This window comes from Rhizocola hellebori, from assembly GCF_016862955.1.
GTDB classification, from domain to species: domain Bacteria; phylum Actinomycetota; class Actinomycetes; order Mycobacteriales; family Micromonosporaceae; genus Rhizocola; species Rhizocola hellebori.
Map to the genome: position 1 here is coordinate 13,913 of NZ_BONY01000037.1, position 18,068 is coordinate 31,980.

The window sequence follows — 18,068 nt, forward strand, 5'->3', positions numbered from 1 at the left end:
CAACAAAATGACGCAAGACGCAGCAAACGATCTGCTCATGAACGGTGGCGGCGGCACCAAATCCGCCAAGTTCAACACGCTCGGCGACGTGGTCCGCGGCACCATCACCGACGACCCCAAAGTCACCCAGTGCGTGAAGTTCGACGACGACGGGAAACCCACCGACGAAAAGGCGTTCTGGAAGTCCGGTGATCCGATGATGCAGATCGTCGTCACCATCCAAACCGACCAGCGCGACCCCGATGACGAAGACGACGACGGCAAGCGCGCGCTGCACATCACCCCGCGCCTGCAGCCTGCCGTCCGCGACGCCGTCAAGACCGCTGGTGCGAAAGGCCTCGCTATAGGCGGCATCATCGCCGTCCAATGGACGGGCGGCACCGGCCACGGTAAGGGCAACGCACGACAGTACGCCGCTGCCTACCAGCCACCGCAGGTAGGCGCTGACCTCCTCAGCGCCCCGCCCGCAACCACGGTCCAGCCCACGCTCACCGCCGCTGCACCGGCCGTCACCGCGCCCCCTGTCGCCGCTGCACCGCCGTCCACCATCGACCTGCTCAAGGCATCAACACCCGCAGTCGCCGGCCCGCCAGCCGGCTCCAACATCGACCCCAACGTTTGGGCAGCCCTGCCCAACGAACAGCGGGCGGCCATACTCGCCGCCATGGGACTCCCGTTCTAAACCCGAAACCGTTACAGGGCAAACCAAATCCCCCCGCAACACGGCTTGCGGGGGGAGCACACCATCCATAGATACGGGGAAATCATGGGCGAGGTCAAGCAGATACACGAAACATGCAGCGCCGCGCTCGGCTGGGACAACAACGGCTTCAACGTGCTACCCGCCCGCGACGACGGCTCCAAAGCACCCACCGTCACCTGGACCGAATACCAAGCAGCCCGCTACCCACGCGAACGCGTGGCGCGCGTGACGACCGGTTTTGGGCTGCTCTGCGGCGCCATCTCCGGCCAACTGGAGATGCTCGAGCTCGAAGGGCGAGCAGTCGCCGAAGGCTACTGGCCCACCATCACCCAACTCGCCGCCTCCCAACCCGACGCTGCCGCCGCATGGGCGGCAATCACGGCCGGCCCAGGCGCCTACCTCGAGCAAACACCCTCCGGCGGGGTACACATCCTCTACCGGCTCGCTGACGGCCCAGTACCCGGCTCGACCAAGCTCGCCTCACGACCCGCACGCCAAGACGAGCTCACCGACCAAGAACGCGAAGTTCTGCAACGTAAACCGGACAAGGTCTTCCCCCGCGTGCTCGTCGAAACCCGCGGCGAAGGTGGCTTCGTAGTCGTCGCGCCCTCGCACGGGTCCACTCACAAGACCGGCCAGCCCTGGCAGATCATCCTTGGCCAGCCGGGCGTGGTGCCCACCATCACCATTGCTCAACGCGACGCCCTACATGGGCTGCTGCGCACCTTGGACCGAATGCCTACCGCGGTGGCCACACCGACCCTGGCGAGCCCGGCAGCGCCAACTATGGCGGGCGGCGCGGTGCGGCCGGGGGACGACTACAACGCGCGGGCAACATGGGAAGAAATCCTGGAGCCGCACGGCTGGCGCCAGCACTACCGCCGCGACGACGGCATCACCTACTGGACCCGCCCAGGCAAAACCGATGGCATCTCCGCCTCCACCAACGCCACCGGAAGCGACACCCTCCACGTGTTCACGTCGTCCACAGAGTTCGATGCCGACTCATGGCATGACAAGCTCGGCGCCCACGCGGTACTCAACCACCGCGGCGACATCGCGGCGGCTGTGCGCGAGCTCGCCGGCCGCGGCTATGGCGACCCAATCGACCACGCCAAAGCCGCAGCCGAGGACATCACGGCGATTTTGGGTCGCCCCGACTGGCACACCCCACGCCCGCCAATCCGGTCAAAACCTGAACTGTTGACGGCGCCTACCGGAAAGGACCTGTCGGCTGGCCGGCCGAAGCTGGAGATCCTCTCCGCGGCGGAAATGGCCGACTGGCTGCAAGACCACCTCGGTCGCGGGCAACTCGCCGGCATGCTCGCCCGCCGCGGCGACGTCGTCTACACCCCACGGCAAGGCGAAGAGGGCTACATCGCACCCTCCAGCGGCGACGACGGGCCAAGCCAAATCCGCACCGTCACCACCTCGACGCTGCGCTCACGCATCCAATACCGCTACGAATGCGTCAAGTTCGATCCCACGGTCAAGCGGTGGAAACCCGCCACATTCCCGACCGACGCCGCGGCGCTCGCCCTTGGTGCGCCCGACGAGATGCGACACCTCCGGCCGCTGCACGGCGTCACCCACGTGCCTCTCATCCGCGAAGACGGCACGCTACTCGATGTCCCGGGCTATGACGAAAACACCCGCCTGTTGTACCTACCCGACAACGATCTGGCCATCCCCGGCCCGATGCCCCTCGCTGACGCCGTCGCGCTGGTCCGTCAACCTCTCGCTGACTTCCGCTGGTCCGGCAAACACGACGAAGCCAACATGATCGGGCTCATGCTCACCCCGCTACTGCGGCTGCTCACACCACCCCCGTACAAGCTGGCCGCAATCACCGCCCACCAACCCGGATCCGGCAAAAGCCTGCTCGCCAGCCTCCTACGAATCCTCCACGGCGGTGTGTTCCGAGCCGAGGTCCCCGAAGACGAACCCGAATGGCGCAAACAGATCACCTCCATCCTGGACGTCACCACCGGGCCGGTGGTCCAGCTCGACAACGTCAGCGGCGTGCTGCGCTCGAGCACCCTTTCCGGCCTGCTCACCACCTCACGCTGGGACGATCGCCGTCTGGGCGGCAACACGATGGTGACCGCGGTCAACGACCGGCTATGGACCATCACCGGGAACAACGTCGCGCTCGGTGGTGACCTCCTGCGGCGTACGGTCTGGGTCACCATCGATCCGGGCATCCCCGACCCCCATTTGCGACACGACTTCACCATTCCCGACCTCACCTACTGGACCGCCCGCCACCGCGGCCCGCTCATCCGGGCCCTGCTCACCCTCGTGCAGGCGTGGATCGTCGAGGGCCGGCCCACCGAGCCGGCGCGGGCCGACTCCTACGGCCGATGGATATCCGTAGTGCGCGCCATCCTGGCCGTCGCCGGAATACCGGGCGTATTCGACCACGAAGAATCGGCCCAGCAAACAGCAGGCGAAGACGATCAGGAATGGTCCGAATTCCTCACCGCAATACACGCCGTGTTCGGCGAATCGCATTGGACGGTGGCCAAACTGCTCGACCACGTGAATGGGCCAGGCAAACGCACGTCGCTGCTCGACGACATGGTTAATCCGTGCATCCCTCTCGACGCGCTGCCCGCGGCATTGGTTGATCGGATCACCCGGACCGGCACGGTTGGCGCGGTGGCCAAGTCGCTCGGGCGTTGGCTGGCCAACCGGATGGGCCGTTGGGCGGACGGTAGGTGCGTGCGGGTCGCTGGTGACGTTCGTGGTGTCAAGGAATGGCGGTTGGAGGTGTGGCAAGCATGATCAAGTGTGGGTTTGCGGCTTTAGAGGGTTTAAAAACACCCAACACGCGAGAATTCAGCAAGATCATCATAGGTGATCTAGGGGAGTGGGGCCAGACCGTCCGAAATAAACCCTCCAAAGCCGCAAACCCACAAGATCCTCACCGGACCACACCATGAGACAACACCTCATCTCCACCCGCGCCACCCAACGCCAATGCCCCACCTGCCGAACACCCACCCTCCACGCCCTCGTAGACGGCCTCTCCGTCACCGTTGACGCTGCCCCCCTCGCCGGCCAAGCCAACGAGCTCGACGCCCTCCTGCGCAACCTGAGCACCTACACGTTGACCATCATCCGCAAAGAACTAATTCACCGCACCGCACCAATAATCCGAAGACCACGCCAAATCCCCGGAACAATCCACGCCCAACACGCATGCCCAATACGCCAGCCCGCCGGCACGCAATTGGAATTGCCATTCATGGAATCGACGTGAGGTAGCCGATGGGCACCCACAGAGCGCCACGCGGCACCACCACACAGCGCGGCTACGGCGTGAACCACGTAGAGCTACGTGAGCAGTGGCGTCCCCACGTCGAGGCCGGGCGGGTGTCCTGTGCGCGCTGCAAGCTACCGATCAAACCAGGCGAGCCTTGGGACCTAGGGCACGACGACCACGACCGCACAAAATACCGCGGGCCTGAACACGCGGAATGCAATCGCGGCGCATCCAAACGGGTAACAGACGCGATCACCCCTGCAATAGACCCGCCAGCCACGCTCGATCCCAAGTGGGACGAGTAGCGAGAGATAGGGGAATACGCATGAGTAGCGTCAAATTCGCTCAGGTCCAGGAAGCGCTTCGGGCCATGGGTATTGAAAAGCACGAGGAGGTCATGAGTGTTGTCTGGGAACCCCACACAATCACCGTGACGCGGAAGGCTCTACGCGACGGCAAGACCTACCTTGACGAATCGGGCGACTTTGCGACGACAACCGATGTGTTCAAGGTCGACTACACCAACGGCAATCAAACCGCATCAGGGAGAATGGCAGCATGAGCAAACACACCTACGGCTTTCCGGGCGACACCGACCACACCGAGGCCACCGAGAGCGCGGTCAGCCAAGCGCGTAGAGACGGTTTCCTCAAGGATGGTGAGGCCTACACGACTGAGATCGCGGAGCACCTCGTGGTCGTTGTCAAGGTCGAGGATTCTGAAGAGTAATAAGCAGAGGGCCTAGCTCACCCACTGGATTTGAGCTAGGCCCTCTGTCGCTGTCTTGCCTTAGGCGACCTTGCCACCCAACAACCTCGCCAGCGTCTCAGCAGTGTCAGCCTGTTCGACCCGTGCAGCCCAACCCTGCCCGGTCACGTAGCTACCCCCGAACTGCTTAGCCGCTTTAACCCAGTCATCGCGCAGCGTGGCGGTATCGAACGCGGCAATGGTTACCTCAACACCCGATAGCGTGCAACGTCCAGTCTCGAATGAATACAGCTGAGTACCGATGATCGTGCCCTTGCAACCAGCCTTCGCCATCAGGTCAGCGACGTGAAGGCGGGCGACGCTCGGCGATGGGGTAGGGCTGGGTGATGCAGGGTTGGCTGTCGACGTATCTGCCGCGTTGGCCGCAGGGGTTTCCGACTGGCATGCAGCCGTGCCGATCAACAGCGCCACGCTCAACAGTGGGACGATAGTTGACCTAGGTGTGAATGTCATAGACCCACGTTCGCACACCAAGGCGATTGGACAACCAGCCCCCACGGTTTCGTACGACCGGAGGATTGCGCCACGAAAACCCTTGCGCTGCAACGGATTCCAGCATTGAGAAAGCGTTGCAGCGCAACAGAATTCGGCGGCTCGATCAGAAAAGTTCAACCGATTGGGGCCCCCGGAAAACCCGCTGCCGTCTTTTTTTGTGTGCGCCGATGTATCGATCAAAAAAGATGGAACATTATCGAATTATTGTAATCCCTTATATAATCCCAAATTATCCGGAAAGTTCTATTGTCTTCAATTTGGGGATCCGTTGTGCTACAACGGTTTCAGGTCACGTGCAACGGCGGCGGCGGTGGGGGCAGGATCCGAGCCTCGTGCACGGCGCCGGCCATACTGTAGAGCGCATCGACGTGACCCGCTCCCTTGCGCGCGAACACCCACGCGTCACCGCGCGACAGCTGCACCGCGTTGCCCACGTGGGCGAGCCCGAGCGCGTGACCGTCGTGGCGCAGCTCATCGGACTCAACCTGCTCAGAGAAACCCATACACACCGCGGTGGCCTCGCTGGTGATCTCGCTCAGCTTGACCCGCGGAGGCGGCCAGCGCACCGGCTTACCCTGCGCGTTGACCGGCTTGACCTTTGGCCGGACGAGCTCCGCTGCAAGGGCTGCGGCGGGTCCGCCCGGCAGCCAGGCCAGCACGCGGGGGCGCAGCTTGGCTACGACTGAGGGAAGGTCGCGGCGTGCGTCTTTGGTCGAGTCCCACGCTTGGATGATCTCGACCTTGACGAGTCCGTCGATGAGCGCGGCGCCGGCGAGCGTGACGTGCTTACCGTCGATCGACACGTCGAAGCAGAGGGCGAGCTTGTCGCGGTGCGCCGCCAGGTCGACGAGCTCGCGACCTTCCTGCGGTCCCCGGTCCTTCCACATGTCTATGTCGATGGCAGCTTTGAGGAGCTCGACCGCCTGGCACATGTATTCGATCTTGAAGTGGTCGAGGTCTTCACCGCCGGCGTTCTCTGCAGTCATCGCCATGCCGAGCAAAGCCTCAGGGTCGATGCGGTTACCCAAGTCGGGGTTGGCCATCGCGAGGGCTGCGAGGTCGGTTGGCCGTGCGCCTTCGGGGGCGGAGTACTCGATCAGCCCAACGCGGCGATCGCCCTGCCCGGTGTGAATGTAGTTGAGCGCCGATTCGCGTATTGACTTGAGCACCACAGCCTTGCGGTCACCTTGGTTGGAGATCATGACGAGTTGTGCGTCCTTGACCGCGTTCATCGCGCCTTCCACGGCGCTCAACGTGTCGCGGTTGGTGTGCTCGCGCAGTTCGTCCAGCAAGCCTCTATGCACGGTGGGGCCACGCCCGGCACGCCCGTTCGGTGCCTTAAATCGGTAGTGGGCGTCGTGGACGTTCCAGAAGTCTTCCTCACCGATCTGCAGCTTTTGATGCACGGCCGGCAGCTCTTCGCGTAACCATTTGATGGCGTTGGCCATCTTGATGGTCGCCAGCCAGCTCAGCTTTGCTTCGCCGCGGTCGGTGTGCGTGGCGATGGTGAGCGGAGCTTTCTGGACGAACATCCAGAACAGGATGAGTACCCGCGTCCACACGGTCTTACCGTTCTGGCGGGCCACGATCACGAGCAGCTGACGGAACCGCGGGCGCCCGTCAGGTAACAGCTCGCCGGCGTGTATGGACAAGAACTGTTGCCACGGGTCGAAAGGCCACCCGATGATTTCCGCGAATTCGATCAGCAGATAGCCGTAGGAAGTCTCTCGCGTGAGCGCGCAGCCGCACGGACAACCCCCGGGCGGGCCGGTGATGAGCGGGGGTGTGTAGATCCGAGGTAGGACGCTTCCCCGGATCTCCGCGCCGGGCTCAGCTAGCGCGGTTGCGTTCACGGCGGGCCTTGAGCTCGTCCTGCTCTTGACGTAGGGCGCCTAGCGGGTTGGCTGGCTGGGCGTCGCCACCTGGCAGTTTGTCTTTGAGCGCGGATCGAGCCTTGGGTGTGAGCAGCAGCGCATCGAGGGAGGCGAGCAGTTTCGGACCGAGCTCGCCGGCGACGCTCACCGCCGAGAGCGCCGCGTTGACCTTGTCGAGCGCACCGAGCATCTTGTCCATTTCGGGGTGTGCGACACAGGCCCTACGTAGGTTCTGCATTGCCCGATCCAGCGGGAGCCGTACGTGGGTCGCCTCATCGATGCGCGCGGCGTAGACCAAGGCGAGCTCTGCCGCCGGCGTGCCTGCCGTCTCGTCGTCCAGCGCCTTGCGGACCGCCAGGGACAACCCGCTTCGCCTTGTTTGGGCCGCCACGCCATCACCTCACGTTTGTTGGAAAATGTTGAAGTTTGTTTGATTATGTTAGATTGCGCGTGTGAGTGCACGCAGTCGCGTGAGAGCGTTCTTTTCGCGGGCTAGCCGATGGCTGGTTCGCAATGAGGTCGTTCCCGTGACTGACCCGCAATTCATCGAGTGGGTCACCGGAGGCCAGGGCGATTCAGCCGCACCGCTGACCGAGTCGACGGCCATGACCCTGAGCGCTTTCTACCGCGGCTGCATGGTGATCAGCAGCTCTATCGCCGGCCTGCCCTTGCGCACGCTTCGCGACGTGGAAGGCTCCCGCACTCGGGTTAGTTCGTTGTTCGACAATCCCGGCGCTTTGGTCGGGCTGCAGCCTTTCAACTGGAAACAGATCCAAGTCCTTCACTTGATTCTGTGGGGCGACGCGTTCCTGCAGCACATCTACAACCAGGCCGGCGCACTGGTCGCGCTGCGGCCGATCCATCCCGGGTGTGTCAAGGTCGAGTGGTCGAACAAAGCGGTCGGGGGCAAGCTCTACAGCTTCCGCGGTGAAGACGGCAAGAAGGTCGAGCTCGACGCCACGGGGATGACACAAATCATGGGTCCGTCGCTTGACGGGCTACGCGGTATGTCGGTGCTGACGCTGGCGCGGATGTCTCTGGGCGGCGCGCTCTCGGCCGAGAAAGCCGCGGGCAAGATGTGGCGCAACGGCATGATGATCGCCGGCATGGTGTCGCCTGACGAAGACGTCGATCCCGAAGACGCCAAGGCCGATGCGGATGAGCTGAATGCGCAGCTTGGCGGAGTCGAGAACGCAGGGAAGATCCGCGCGGTTAACCGGCGCCTGAAATTCACGCCGTGGACGATGAAGGCCAGTGACGCGCAATTCCTGGAGTCACGCCAGTTCGGCATTCAGGAAGTGGCGCGGTGGCTCGGCGTGCCGGCGAACCTGCTGATGGACCCAGGCAGCGTGTCGACGTGGGGCACGGGTGTCGAGATTCAGAACCGCGGATTGGCTCGGTTCACCTTGACCGCCTACACCATCCCGATGCAGGAAGCCTATACAGCCATCATCAAGGGTGAGCGCTTCACCGAATTCGATTTCGCTGGGCTGGAGCGAGGCTCGCCGCAGGAAGAGATCAGCCTGTTGCTTATGCAGGTCAAGGAAGGCGTTCTGTCCAAAGAGGAATATCGGCGCATCCGCAACATGGGGCCGATGGACCCGACACACACTTTCGTTGGTGGCGCTGCACCCGAGCCGGCCGAGCCGTCACCAGTCGACGCGCTGCGGATCCCGCTGCAGGCACAGGCGCCAGTCGAGCCGGCCAATCACGCGATGGCGCTAGCCGGCGGTATCGCAGAGACAGGAGCGCTTTCATGATCGACTTGCGGCGGCTCGGCGCGCGGTGCGCTCAGGCTCAGGCGTTCGCTGCGCGTGCACGGACCGAGCTGGGAATCCGGGCGGAGGCATCGGCACAGCCTTGGTGGCGGGTGTCCAATGCGGACGGAGACCGGGCGAAGGTCTATATATACGATCTCATCCATCCTTGGTTCGGCCTCAATGCGCTGGACTTCGCGCAGGACCTTGACGCGATCAGCGCGAGCAACATCGATCTGCACATCAACTCGCCCGGTGGGGACGTGTGGGACGCCTACGCCATGTTTGCCGCGCTCAAGGCGCATCCGGCCAAAGTCACCGCGCACGTCGATGGAATCGCCGCGTCAGCCGCAAGCTTCATCGCGATGTCGGCCGAAGAGGTGCTGATCGGCAAGCCTTCGCGAATGATGATCCACGATGCCGCGGGCCTCTCCTACGGCGATCCTGCGGAGACGCGCCTGTTCGCTGACCTGCTCGACGAGATCTCGGCCGACGTGGCACAGATCTACGCGGACAAGGCCGGCGGAAAGGCTGCCAAGTGGCGCGAGGCGATGCAGGCCAACGGTTCCTTTGGTACCTGGTACTCCAGCGCGCAAGCGGTTAAGGCCGGCCTTGCCGACCGGATAGACGACGGGACCACGGCTGCGACCGAGCCCGAAGAAGAGGAAGCGCCCGAAGAGGGTAGCCCCGAAAAGGAAACAGCCGGCGTCGAGGATGCCCGGTCACAACTCGTCCGGGCAGGCGCTCGGCTATTCCCGAAGAGGTGAGAAGTGAGAACGATCGATGAGATCTGGGCCGACATGCAGGCCGTCATCGACAGTGCCAACGGGCGCCGCCTGACCGATGATGAGGTCGCGCGGTACGCAGCGCTTGAGGCGGAGCTCGAATCGGCCAAGGCTGACGACGGTATCCGCGGTAAGCACAAGGCGTACAACACGGTCGTTGTTCCCGCCGGCGTACCCTCGCCGACCTCGGGTGCACACGAGTCCATCGAAGACGCGTTCACGGCGTACCTACGTTCGGCACACCCCAACGCGGACATCACCGAGCTCCGCGTGGGTGGTCCGAGCGACATCGGCACCGTGCGCCCGAGCAACGCGCAGAGCTCCAGCTCGGGTCCGGCCGGCGGCTATCTCGTCCCGGAGGGATTCCGGCTCAAGATCGTCGAGCGCATGAAGTCCGTTGGCGGGCTTGCCAATGTGGCTGAAGAGATCACGACCGAGAAAGGCAACAATCTTCCTTGGCCCGTGATCGACGACACGGCCAACGAGGGCGAGGTTGTCGACGAGAACGCGGCCAACGCTGCCGGGGCGGACCTGGGTCTCGACATGCAGGACCTGGGCGCGTGGACGTACCAGGCGGGCGGCGCCGGCGGTGGCGCGATCAAGCTGCCGTGGGAGCTCATGCAGGACGCGGCTTTCGACATCGAGGCGCTTCTGGCGCGACTGCTCGGCGTGCGTCTCGGCCGCAAGTTTGCTGCGCACTTGATTTCCGGCTCGGGTGTCAAGCAGCCCAAGGGAATCTTCCACGGTGTGACCGGGCAGGAGTTCAGCTCGGCACCGACCTACGGGGATTTCGTGGATCTCGTCACCTCGGTCGACCATGAGTACTGGGACAACGGCAAGTGGCTCTTCTCTCAGCTCGGTCTGGGCAGGGTGTGGAAGATGGTCGACTCCCACGGTGACCCCTTGTGGAGGCGTGGCCAGAGCGACGCGCTGCAGGATGGCACGTTCATGGGTTACCCGATCCAGCTCGACAACGGCGCGGGCGACTTCGTGGGTACCAACGGCGCTGGAACCAACTGGTGTGCGTTCGGTGACTTCCAGCGTGGTTACGTGGTCCGCAAGGTCCGTGACATCGCTGTGGTCGTCAACCCGTGGAGCAACGCGGACGAGCGCCAGAACCGCTACACCGCGTGGATGCGCGCTGACGCTCGGCCGCAGGACACCTTCGCCTACAAGGTCGGCGCCGGCTACACCGCATAACCCCCCGGAACTGGGGACCGGTCCCGGCAGGCGGAGGCCGGTCCCCACCCACCTTGAACGCGCAGCACCATCGGTCCACAAAGGAGAGACAATGAGCGAGAAAGAATTGATCGCGGTGACTGAGAATGTGCGCGTTCTCGGCTCGGCCACGTTCGCAATCAACTCAGCGACCACGACCAACGGCGACTTCGGTACGCCCGATGACATCAGCCTTGAGGCGCTTGCCGCGGCTGGCACCTACAAGCCGGGTGACCGGGTGCTAGTCGTGTTCAGCGCGCCACGCACCGCCGGCGCCGGATCGGACGCGATTTCATTCAGCGTCCAGGACGCGCCCGACAACGCCGGCTCGATCGGCACGCCGGCCACGGCCGAGACTGACGGCACGCTTACCGGCGGCTCCGGTCACCAGACCGCTGTAGCCGCGGTGAAGGTCAAGGCGGGCCGGCCCTGGCTGCGCTTCCGGGCTACCCGGGCGGGCACCACGGACACACACCAGGTTTCCATCACGGTGCTCGCAGTCGGCCGCGCGGCCTAGCCAACTGCAGCCGGATTCGATTTCCAGAAGGAGGTGAGCAGCGATGGCCTGGGCGCCGGACTACGTCGAGCTGGATGACGCGAAGGATTTCCTCCGCATCACGCACGACAACGACGATACAGAGATCCTGTTGGCCATCGCTGCCGCGTCCCGTGGCGTCGACAAACACACTCACAGGCAGTTTGGCAAGCTCACCGACCTGACGCTGTTGCGCTACCGGGCCTGGTACAACCGCGAAGACTGCCTATGGACTGTCAACATCCGCGATATCTATAGCACGACTGGGCTTGTGGTCACGGTCGACGGCACGGAGGTCGCTGAGTACGACTTGCTGCCCGACGATGCGGCTCTCAACAGTCGGCCGTGGGAGCGCATCGTGTTCCGGTCCAACGTCGAGCGCCGGCCGACCGGCAAGCCGCGGGAGATCGGCGTACTGGGGTTGCCTGGTTGGGCCGATCAGCCGGCCGCGGTAACGCATGCCTGCATGCTGCAGATCTCGCGGTTGCATTCGCGGCGCGAGTCCCCCTACGGCGTGGCGGGCTCACCGCAAGCCGGCGGGTCAGAGCTGCGGCTGCTGGAGCGGCTCGATCCCGATGTCGCCGTGGGCTTGAAGCCCTACGTCCGTAGATGGGCGGCAGCCTGATGGATCTCGCGTCGGTAATGGATGAGCTGGCCGTGCGTTTGCGTAGCATCAGCGGCTTGCAGGTGTTCGAGTGGCCCGTGTCCCCGGTCACTCCGCCGGCGGCGCTTCTGACCTATCCGGACAGCATCGACTTCGATGAGACCTACGGCCGTGGCATGGATCGCATGCGCGCGCTGCCGCTGGTCGTCATTGGTGGCAAGCCGACCACTATCGACGCGCGCAACATGCTCTCGGCGCTCACGGCGGGCTCAGGCGAACGCTCGATCAAAGCGGTTCTGGAGTCGGGTACCTACACGGCATTCGACGAGATTCGCGTTGCTAAGTGGGAATTCGACGTGATCGAAATCGCCGCAAACCCATACATGGCAGCGATCGCCATGCTGGATATCGGAGGACAAGGAGCTTAGTCATGGCGTTCACCCACGGCAAAAACACGGTGGTGATACTCGGCGGGGCGAACCTGTCCGCGTTCTCCAACACTTCCACGATGACCCGCAAGGCGGATAAGCACGACGTGACTTGCTACGGCAAAGATGATCATGTCTACGAAGGCGGTCTAGGCGACGGTGCCGCATCGATCGGCGGTACCTATGACAACACGGCGGCCGGCCCGCGCGACGTCATCGAGCCGCTCATCGGTCAGGTGGTCCCTTTCGTGCGGCGGCCGGAAGGTACAGGCGCGGGCAAGCCGCAGGACTCGATGAACGTGCTTGTGGAGGAGTACGTCGAGACGTCACCTGTCGCCGATTTTGTGACGTGGTCGGTCAAGCTGCAACCGTCCGACGCTGTTAACAGCACAGATCAATAAGGGGAGATAGATATGGGTACATACGTCGCCACCACGCCGACTCGGACTGGCGTTGTCGTGACCCCGGGCAACGTTGCGGCAACTGACGTCATTCCCGCTGCGCTCATAGGCACCAAGGGCTGCTATCTGGAGATCATCAACGGCAACGCGTCCCCCGACGTCATGTCGATCAGCGACGCCAGCGTGACCCCATCAGGCGCCGCAGCCGCGAGCAACGCTCCGACAGTGACCAATGGCACGAGCAAGATGTTCAAGATTTTGCCTCAGCAGGTCGACCCCAACGCCCAGAACGTGACCGTCACGCATTCGGTGACGAGCACCGTTACCTACAAGCTTTACCCGCTCGGGTAGGGAAGGCACCACAATGACGATCCTGTCTGCAGAGGCGTTGCTGGCCAAGCGCGACTCGACCACCACGACCGGGTTTCCGGAGGAGGTGGTGCCGATCCCTGGTCTCGGTGAGGTGCGCGTGCGAGGCCTCAGCCGTTTCGAGGCAATGCACGTGCAAGGCCTCCCCAACGCGATTGCGCGCGAGATCGAGACAGTATCGCTCGCGATGGTCGAGCCGGCCATGACCACGGCCCAGGTCAAGGAATGGATGAAGACAGGTGGGGCCGGTGAGTTCGAGCCGGTCAGCCAGAAGATCCAGAAGCTGTCCGGAATGGACAAGGGCGCGGCCAAGCAGGCTTACAGGGATTTCGAGGTAGACCCAGGAAGCGAGTTTCGAGTTCTTCCTGGCGCAGAAGCTGTCGATGACGGTGGGGCAGTTACGGATCCAGCTGAGTAACGACGAGTTCGTGCGCTGGAACATCTACTACGCGCGCATTGCGCAACGCCAAGAGCTGGAGCGGTTGAGACGGGGGTGAGACGGTGGCCGAGATCATCGCGATCGAAGGCCTCGCCGCCTTCTCCCGCAACCTCAAGAAACTCAACGGTGACCTCCCGAAGGCGCTGCGGATGGCGCTCAATGAGGCGTCCGGCATCGTGGTGGATGAGGCCTCACGACGCATCCCGAGGCGCACTGGCAAGGCCCAGGCGAGCCTCAAGGCCAAATCGACGCGCACCGAGTCACGGATCGGCGGTGGCGGCAACAGGGCACCTTATTACGCCTGGCTTGACTTCGGTGGGCGCACTGGCCGGCGCCGCTCCATCAAGCGCGCATTCCTGCCGGAAGGTCGCTACCTCTACGCCAGCCTTGCCGACAAGCGTCACGAGTTCGATGCGGCGTTGAGCGCAGCCCTGTTGCGCGTCGCATCCGAGGCAGGAATCGAGGTGACCTGATGGGTAATACGGTCACACTCACCATGGCCGGCGACAGCGCCAAGCTGGAGAAGGCTTTTGCTGACACCACGTCGAGCGCGACGAAGATGGAGAGCTCTGTCAAGTCGTCCGGCGCCGGCATGGAGAACGCCTTCGGCAAACTCAACTCGTCGGCATTGTTCCTCACCGATGGCATCTCCGGCCTAGGCGATTCGGTCCACACGCTGACCAACCTCAATCGGGAAGGCGCCGACCGGGCTGACGCCTTCGCGCGTGCACAGGTCGACGTATCCCAGGCTGCCCAGGATCTCGACCAGGCGCTAGGCGACGCACGGCAGGCAACTCTTGACTTGAACCAGGCTCAGCGTGATGGCGCCCAGGCGGCAATCGACGTCGAGCAGGCCCTGCTTGACTCCGATACCGCTGCAGTGGCCTATGCCGAAGCAGTAAAGGAGTTCGGCAAAACCTCGGTGGAGGCACGCCAGGCCAGCATCGACATGAAGCAGGCCCAGGCGGACCTGGCACAGGCCCAGCTCGACGCGAAGCAGGCCACCGAAGACGGCAACCAGGCCTTGCTCGACAACACTCAAGCCGCGATCGACGCCAAGGGCGCACAGATTTCGCTCAACGAGGCGCACCGCAACGCAGTCGCACCCAACCAGATCACGGTGTGGACCGATCGCCTTTCCGCCCTTGCGCCGATAGTCTTCTCCGCAATCGGTGTCATGCAAGGCTTTACGGCTGCCACGTGGTCGCTCAACTTCGCGTGGCTGGCCAGCCCGATCACGTGGATCGTGGTCGGTATCGGCATACTCATCGCAGCGATCGTTCTCATAGCGACTAAAACCACGTGGTTCCAAGACATCTGGCGCGTGACGTGGACATGGATCAAGAGCACCGCATCAGATGTCTGGGCCTACATTACGTCGCTGCCGCAAAAGCTCGGTGACTCTTTCTCCAAGATCGGTAGCTTCATTACTGCGCCTTTCCGGGCTGCGTTCAACTACGTCAGCGACGCATGGAACGGCACGATAGGCAAGTTGTCGTGGTCGGTCCCCAACTGGATCCCCGGCATTGGTGGCAACACCATCAGCGCGCCAAAGCTACCCAAATTCCACACGGGTGGTGTCATGCCTGGCGCACCCGGCTCGGAAGGCCTGGCGATCCTCCAAGCAGGCGAACGCATATCCCCTGTCGGCAGCGACGGCCGGATGGTGCTCGAACTGCGCGCCTCGGGAGGGCGGCTCAGTGACCTCCTCGTGGAGATCCTTGTTGACGCCATTGACGCTCGCGGTGGCGACCCTGTCGTGGTCCTGGGGCGCGGCAATGCCTAACGCTCAGCAGCTCACGGCGGAGCTCTACTACAGCGGCAGCTGGCATGCCTACCCCGCCTACATCAGCCAACCCGCCAACCTCGTGCGGGACCGCAAGCCAGGCGGCACTGAGCCGGAACCAGCCCGCACCTCGCTTCGGCTGGCCGGCTGGATCAACCCGGAATCGCCGCTGTCCCCGCTGTATGGCGCTGCCGGCGTCAACACCCCGATCAGGGTCAAGCTGAGCACTGACGTCCGGCTTACCGGCGAGGTGACGCGCTGGATACCCGAGCGCACACTAGGGCATTCGGTGGGCAAGGGCGTCGCGTGGACCACGGTCGAGGTGAACAGCGCCTTCTACCGGCTCGGCCAAGGTGTCGACACGGCGCGCTCCCCGATGTATCGCAGCATGATCGGCACCTCTGCCGGCGACTACGTACCACATGCCTACTGGCCAATGGAGGACGGCAGAGACGTCACGGTGTTCGCGTCGGCCGTGGCCGGTCAGCCCGGTCAACCGCTGATCTACGGTGGAGTCGACGCTGTGCAGCCGGCAGCAGACTCGGCAATGACCGGTTCGCTGCCGGTACCTCTGCTCCCCGGTGACACCTACATTGAGTTCAGCGTGCCCGCCTACACGGACACAGGGCAATGGGTAGCCCAGGTCGCGACGCGGCTCACGGACACCAATGCGGACGCCGGGCTCATCATCTACGCCGATGATCTGATCATTCAGGTGCAGTACGGGCACGGCAACCTCACCGTTGCTGCAGCACCTGTTTCCGACCCCGGCGCGTTGATCTTCAGCAACAGCGACGGCGTTGAGGCGGACGACATCTTCCTCGCGGCGTGCTCACTGGTGGTGTCCAGTGTGGACACTGGCGGAGGCGACGTGTTCACCGCGCGCTTGTTGTCACCAACAGGTGCAACCGTAGGCCAGACCATCGACGTCAACCCGGGCGTCTACCGAAGCCTCAGCGGTCAGCGCATCCTCGTAGCCAGTGGCGGAACCGACCCAATCGCGGCGGGCCACCTAGGTGTGTTCACCGATCCCGCGTTCAACGCGAGCACGGACGGTATCGAGGGCGCGCGTGCGATGTACGGATGGAAGGGTGAGCTTGGCGGCGCCAGAGCCTTGCGCGTAGGTCGAGAGCACGGCATCACGGTCACCGTGGAGGGCGAAGATTCCACACCGATGGGCCCGCAACCGGTCGCCCAGTTCTTGGGGATCCTGGCTGACATCGAGCGCACTGACGGCGGGGTGGCCTTCGAAAAGCGCGACGGCTCCGCCATCTACCGGACCGGCCGCGGGCGGCTCAACCGCTCGGTCGCGCTGACGCTGCCGTATACGTCGATTGCGCCTTCGCTGCAGCTGGTTCTTGGCGCACGGGACCGCCGCAACGACGTCACCGTGAAGACGCCGGCGAGCTCGTCGATGCGGGTCGAGCTGGCGAGCGGGGCGCTTTCCGTCCAGCCCCCGCCAAGCGGCATCGGCCGCATTGAGACCACCATCAGCGTCAACCCTGAGACCGACGATGCACTGGTGGACCTGGGTTGGTGGTATCTGCACACGCTGACGGTGGAGGGTGTCCTCTATGAAACCGTGACGGTGGACCTGATCGCTGCGCCGGCCATCGCTGCAGCTACCGCCGCGGTGGACGTCGACGACGTGATCCTGCTGACCGGCCTGCCTGCTGATGAGAGCTTGGCGGATGTCTACCTGACCGTGCTGGGTATTGTCGCCGAACGCATCGAGGGGGCGAGCCGCAGTATCACCTTCCGGTGTGTGCGCGGCGACACCTACAAGTGCGGGGTGTACGGCAGCGACCCGATTGGGAGCCTCTACGACAGCGACACATCGACCCTTGCTACAGGCTACAGCGCAACGGCCACCTCATTCTCTGTGGCGTCGAGCGACGGAACCCTTTGGATTACCGGCTCGGGTGCGCCCAACTTCCCGATCTTCTGGGATATCGAGGGGATGCGGATTCAGGTCGACGCGATCTCGGGCGCCACGTCGCCACAGACCGCGACCGTGGTGCGCAATGTGGACGGTTGGGACAAGGCGCTGAGCTCAGGCGCGAAGGTCAGCTTGTGGGATCCGGCCCGCTATGCACGTTGAGGAGGGGCGATGACGGACGTAGCTGCAGGGCAAAAGATCCTGGCTGCCCACATGCAGGACCATGAGACGCGTATCGACACGCTTGAGGCACTTGGTATTAGTCTCACGCCGCTGTGGAAGCGGAAGACCTCCATCGAGACTGTCAACAACAGCGCTGTACTCCAAAACGATGACGTGTTGTTCCTGCCCGTCCTGGCGAACACGGTCTATCACATGGAAATGCGGGTCATCCAAAACTCTGGCACGACACCAGATTTCAAGGCTGGTTGGACGTACCCGTCTGGACTGACGATGCTCTACAACAGGTTGGGGGTGGGGCTCGCCGGCGGTGGCAACGTTCACCTCCTTTTCAACTCCGACCAAACGACATCGATCTTGGACGATGGTTTTGCCGCGGACCGCTCCTTCATGATGTGGGGCTACGTCGCAGTGTCGACAACACCCGGAACCCTTCAATTCCAATGGGCGCAGAACACGGCGAACGCGTCGAACACCAGCGTGTTGCCTGGCAGCTACCTCAAGTTGACGAAGGTCTAG

Annotated in this window: 20 protein-coding genes; 17 read left to right on the forward strand and 3 right to left on the reverse strand. The window is 63.7% G+C overall.

Going from position 1 to position 18,068, the window contains the following annotated elements; genetic code table 11:
- Positions 1–7: 7 nt before the first annotated feature.
- From Rhe02_RS27490 to Rhe02_RS27505, 4 genes are all read left to right on the forward strand, one after another.
- Positions 8–682 (forward strand): hypothetical protein, encoded by a 675-nt coding sequence (locus Rhe02_RS27490; RefSeq protein WP_203911275.1) that lies wholly within the window; start codon positions 8–10, stop codon positions 680–682.
- Positions 683–766: 84 nt separating this feature from the next.
- Positions 767–3,490 carry a bifunctional DNA primase/polymerase gene (locus Rhe02_RS27495; RefSeq protein WP_203911276.1) on the forward strand — a complete coding sequence of 908 codons (2,724 nt, stop codon included), beginning with the start codon at positions 767–769 and terminating at the stop codon, positions 3,488–3,490.
- Between the two features lie 806 nt (positions 3,491–4,296).
- Positions 4,297–4,533, forward strand: a complete 237-nt coding sequence (locus tag Rhe02_RS27500; protein ID WP_203911277.1) for a hypothetical protein — start codon at positions 4,297–4,299, stop codon at positions 4,531–4,533.
- On the forward strand, positions 4,530–4,700 hold the full coding sequence (locus Rhe02_RS27505; RefSeq protein WP_203911278.1) for a hypothetical protein: 171 nt from the start codon (positions 4,530–4,532) through the stop codon (positions 4,698–4,700). Before Rhe02_RS27500 ends, Rhe02_RS27505 begins: the two co-directional genes overlap by 4 nt.
- A 60-nt stretch (positions 4,701–4,760) precedes the next feature.
- Here Rhe02_RS27505 and Rhe02_RS27510 read toward each other — a convergent pair whose 3' ends face one another.
- The 3 genes from Rhe02_RS27510 to Rhe02_RS27520 form a co-directional block, all read right to left on the reverse strand.
- A complete protein-coding gene (locus tag Rhe02_RS27510; RefSeq protein WP_203911279.1) occupies positions 4,761–5,156 on the reverse strand; it encodes a hypothetical protein in 396 nt (131 codons plus the stop codon).
- A 362-nt stretch (positions 5,157–5,518) separates the two neighbouring features.
- Complete coding sequence (locus Rhe02_RS27515) at positions 5,519–7,087, reverse strand: terminase large subunit domain-containing protein (protein ID WP_239124078.1); 1,569 nt, start codon at positions 7,085–7,087, stop codon at positions 5,519–5,521.
- Positions 7,065–7,499, reverse strand: a complete 435-nt coding sequence (locus Rhe02_RS27520) for a terminase small subunit (protein WP_203911280.1) — start codon at positions 7,497–7,499, stop codon at positions 7,065–7,067. Before Rhe02_RS27520 ends, Rhe02_RS27515 begins: the two co-directional genes overlap by 23 nt.
- A gap of 136 nt (positions 7,500–7,635) precedes the next feature.
- On the opposite strand from Rhe02_RS27520, the gene Rhe02_RS27525 reads away from it, so the two are divergent.
- The 13 genes from Rhe02_RS27525 (at position 7,636) to Rhe02_RS27585 (ending at position 18,068) form a co-directional block, all read left to right on the forward strand.
- Positions 7,636–8,868 (forward strand): phage portal protein, encoded by a 1,233-nt coding sequence (locus Rhe02_RS27525; RefSeq protein WP_203911281.1) that lies wholly within the window; start codon positions 7,636–7,638, stop codon positions 8,866–8,868.
- A complete protein-coding gene (locus Rhe02_RS27530) occupies positions 8,865–9,632 on the forward strand; it encodes a head maturation protease, ClpP-related (protein ID WP_203911282.1) in 768 nt (255 codons plus the stop codon). Before Rhe02_RS27525 ends, Rhe02_RS27530 begins: the two co-directional genes overlap by 4 nt.
- 3 nt (positions 9,633–9,635) lie before the next feature.
- The gene (locus tag Rhe02_RS27535; protein WP_203911283.1) at positions 9,636–10,850 is read left to right on the forward strand and encodes a phage major capsid protein; all 1,215 of its coding nucleotides are present in this window, start codon (positions 9,636–9,638) and stop codon (positions 10,848–10,850) included.
- A 91-nt stretch (positions 10,851–10,941) separates the two neighbouring features.
- The gene (locus tag Rhe02_RS27540; protein WP_203911284.1) at positions 10,942–11,385 is read left to right on the forward strand and encodes a hypothetical protein; all 444 of its coding nucleotides are present in this window, start codon (positions 10,942–10,944) and stop codon (positions 11,383–11,385) included.
- Positions 11,386–11,428: 43 nt separating this feature from the next.
- Positions 11,429–12,028 carry a head-tail connector protein gene (locus tag Rhe02_RS27545; RefSeq protein WP_203911285.1) on the forward strand — a complete coding sequence of 200 codons (600 nt, stop codon included), beginning with the start codon at positions 11,429–11,431 and terminating at the stop codon, positions 12,026–12,028.
- Positions 12,013–12,435: a hypothetical protein gene (locus Rhe02_RS27550; RefSeq protein WP_203911286.1), complete on the forward strand. Its 423-nt coding sequence runs from the start codon at positions 12,013–12,015 to the stop codon at positions 12,433–12,435. Before Rhe02_RS27545 ends, Rhe02_RS27550 begins: the two co-directional genes overlap by 16 nt.
- Positions 12,436–12,437: 2 nt before the next feature.
- The gene (locus Rhe02_RS27555) at positions 12,438–12,836 is read left to right on the forward strand and encodes a hypothetical protein (RefSeq protein WP_203911287.1); all 399 of its coding nucleotides are present in this window, start codon (positions 12,438–12,440) and stop codon (positions 12,834–12,836) included.
- Between the two features lie 12 nt (positions 12,837–12,848).
- Positions 12,849–13,187, forward strand: a complete 339-nt coding sequence (locus tag Rhe02_RS27560; RefSeq protein WP_203911288.1) for a hypothetical protein — start codon at positions 12,849–12,851, stop codon at positions 13,185–13,187.
- A 13-nt stretch (positions 13,188–13,200) separates the two neighbouring features.
- Entirely contained in the window at positions 13,201–13,623 is a 423-nt protein-coding gene (locus Rhe02_RS27565) for a hypothetical protein (RefSeq protein WP_203911289.1), read from the forward strand.
- 83 nt (positions 13,624–13,706) lie between these two features.
- Positions 13,707–14,117, forward strand: a complete 411-nt coding sequence (locus Rhe02_RS27570; protein WP_203911290.1) for an HK97 gp10 family phage protein — start codon at positions 13,707–13,709, stop codon at positions 14,115–14,117.
- On the forward strand, positions 14,117–15,430 hold the full coding sequence (locus Rhe02_RS27575; protein WP_203911291.1) for a phage tail family protein: 1,314 nt from the start codon (positions 14,117–14,119) through the stop codon (positions 15,428–15,430). Before Rhe02_RS27570 ends, Rhe02_RS27575 begins: the two co-directional genes overlap by 1 nt.
- Complete coding sequence (locus Rhe02_RS27580; protein WP_203911292.1) at positions 15,369–17,531, forward strand: hypothetical protein; 2,163 nt, start codon at positions 15,369–15,371, stop codon at positions 17,529–17,531. Before Rhe02_RS27575 ends, Rhe02_RS27580 begins: the two co-directional genes overlap by 62 nt.
- Before the next feature lie 9 nt (positions 17,532–17,540).
- Complete coding sequence (locus Rhe02_RS27585; RefSeq protein WP_203911293.1) at positions 17,541–18,068, forward strand: hypothetical protein; 528 nt, start codon at positions 17,541–17,543, stop codon at positions 18,066–18,068.

Bases quoted from the DNA above. Each gene is read 5' to 3' on its own strand.
- Rhe02_RS27565 (WP_203911289.1), top strand. From the start codon at position 13,201: ATGACGATCCTGTCTGCAGAGGCGTTGCTGGCCAAGCGCGACTCGACC.
- Rhe02_RS27490 (WP_203911275.1), top strand. From the start codon at position 8: ATGACGCAAGACGCAGCAAACGATCTGCTCATGAACGGTGGCGGCGGC.
- Rhe02_RS27540 (WP_203911284.1), top strand. From the start codon at position 10,942: ATGAGCGAGAAAGAATTGATCGCGGTGACTGAGAATGTGCGCGTTCTC.
- Rhe02_RS27505 (WP_203911278.1), top strand. From the start codon at position 4,530: ATGAGCAAACACACCTACGGCTTTCCGGGCGACACCGACCACACCGAG.
- Rhe02_RS27555 (WP_203911287.1), top strand. From the start codon at position 12,438: ATGGCGTTCACCCACGGCAAAAACACGGTGGTGATACTCGGCGGGGCG.
- Rhe02_RS27530 (WP_203911282.1), top strand. From the start codon at position 8,865: ATGATCGACTTGCGGCGGCTCGGCGCGCGGTGCGCTCAGGCTCAGGCG.
- Rhe02_RS27560 (WP_203911288.1), top strand. From the start codon at position 12,849: ATGGGTACATACGTCGCCACCACGCCGACTCGGACTGGCGTTGTCGTG.
- Rhe02_RS27500 (WP_203911277.1), top strand. From the start codon at position 4,297: ATGAGTAGCGTCAAATTCGCTCAGGTCCAGGAAGCGCTTCGGGCCATG.
- Rhe02_RS27575 (WP_203911291.1), top strand. From the start codon at position 14,117: ATGGGTAATACGGTCACACTCACCATGGCCGGCGACAGCGCCAAGCTG.
- Rhe02_RS27550 (WP_203911286.1), top strand. From the start codon at position 12,013: ATGGGCGGCAGCCTGATGGATCTCGCGTCGGTAATGGATGAGCTGGCC.
- Rhe02_RS27585 (WP_203911293.1), top strand. From the start codon at position 17,541: ATGACGGACGTAGCTGCAGGGCAAAAGATCCTGGCTGCCCACATGCAG.
- Rhe02_RS27545 (WP_203911285.1), top strand. From the start codon at position 11,429: ATGGCCTGGGCGCCGGACTACGTCGAGCTGGATGACGCGAAGGATTTC.
- Rhe02_RS27495 (WP_203911276.1), top strand. From the start codon at position 767: ATGGGCGAGGTCAAGCAGATACACGAAACATGCAGCGCCGCGCTCGGC.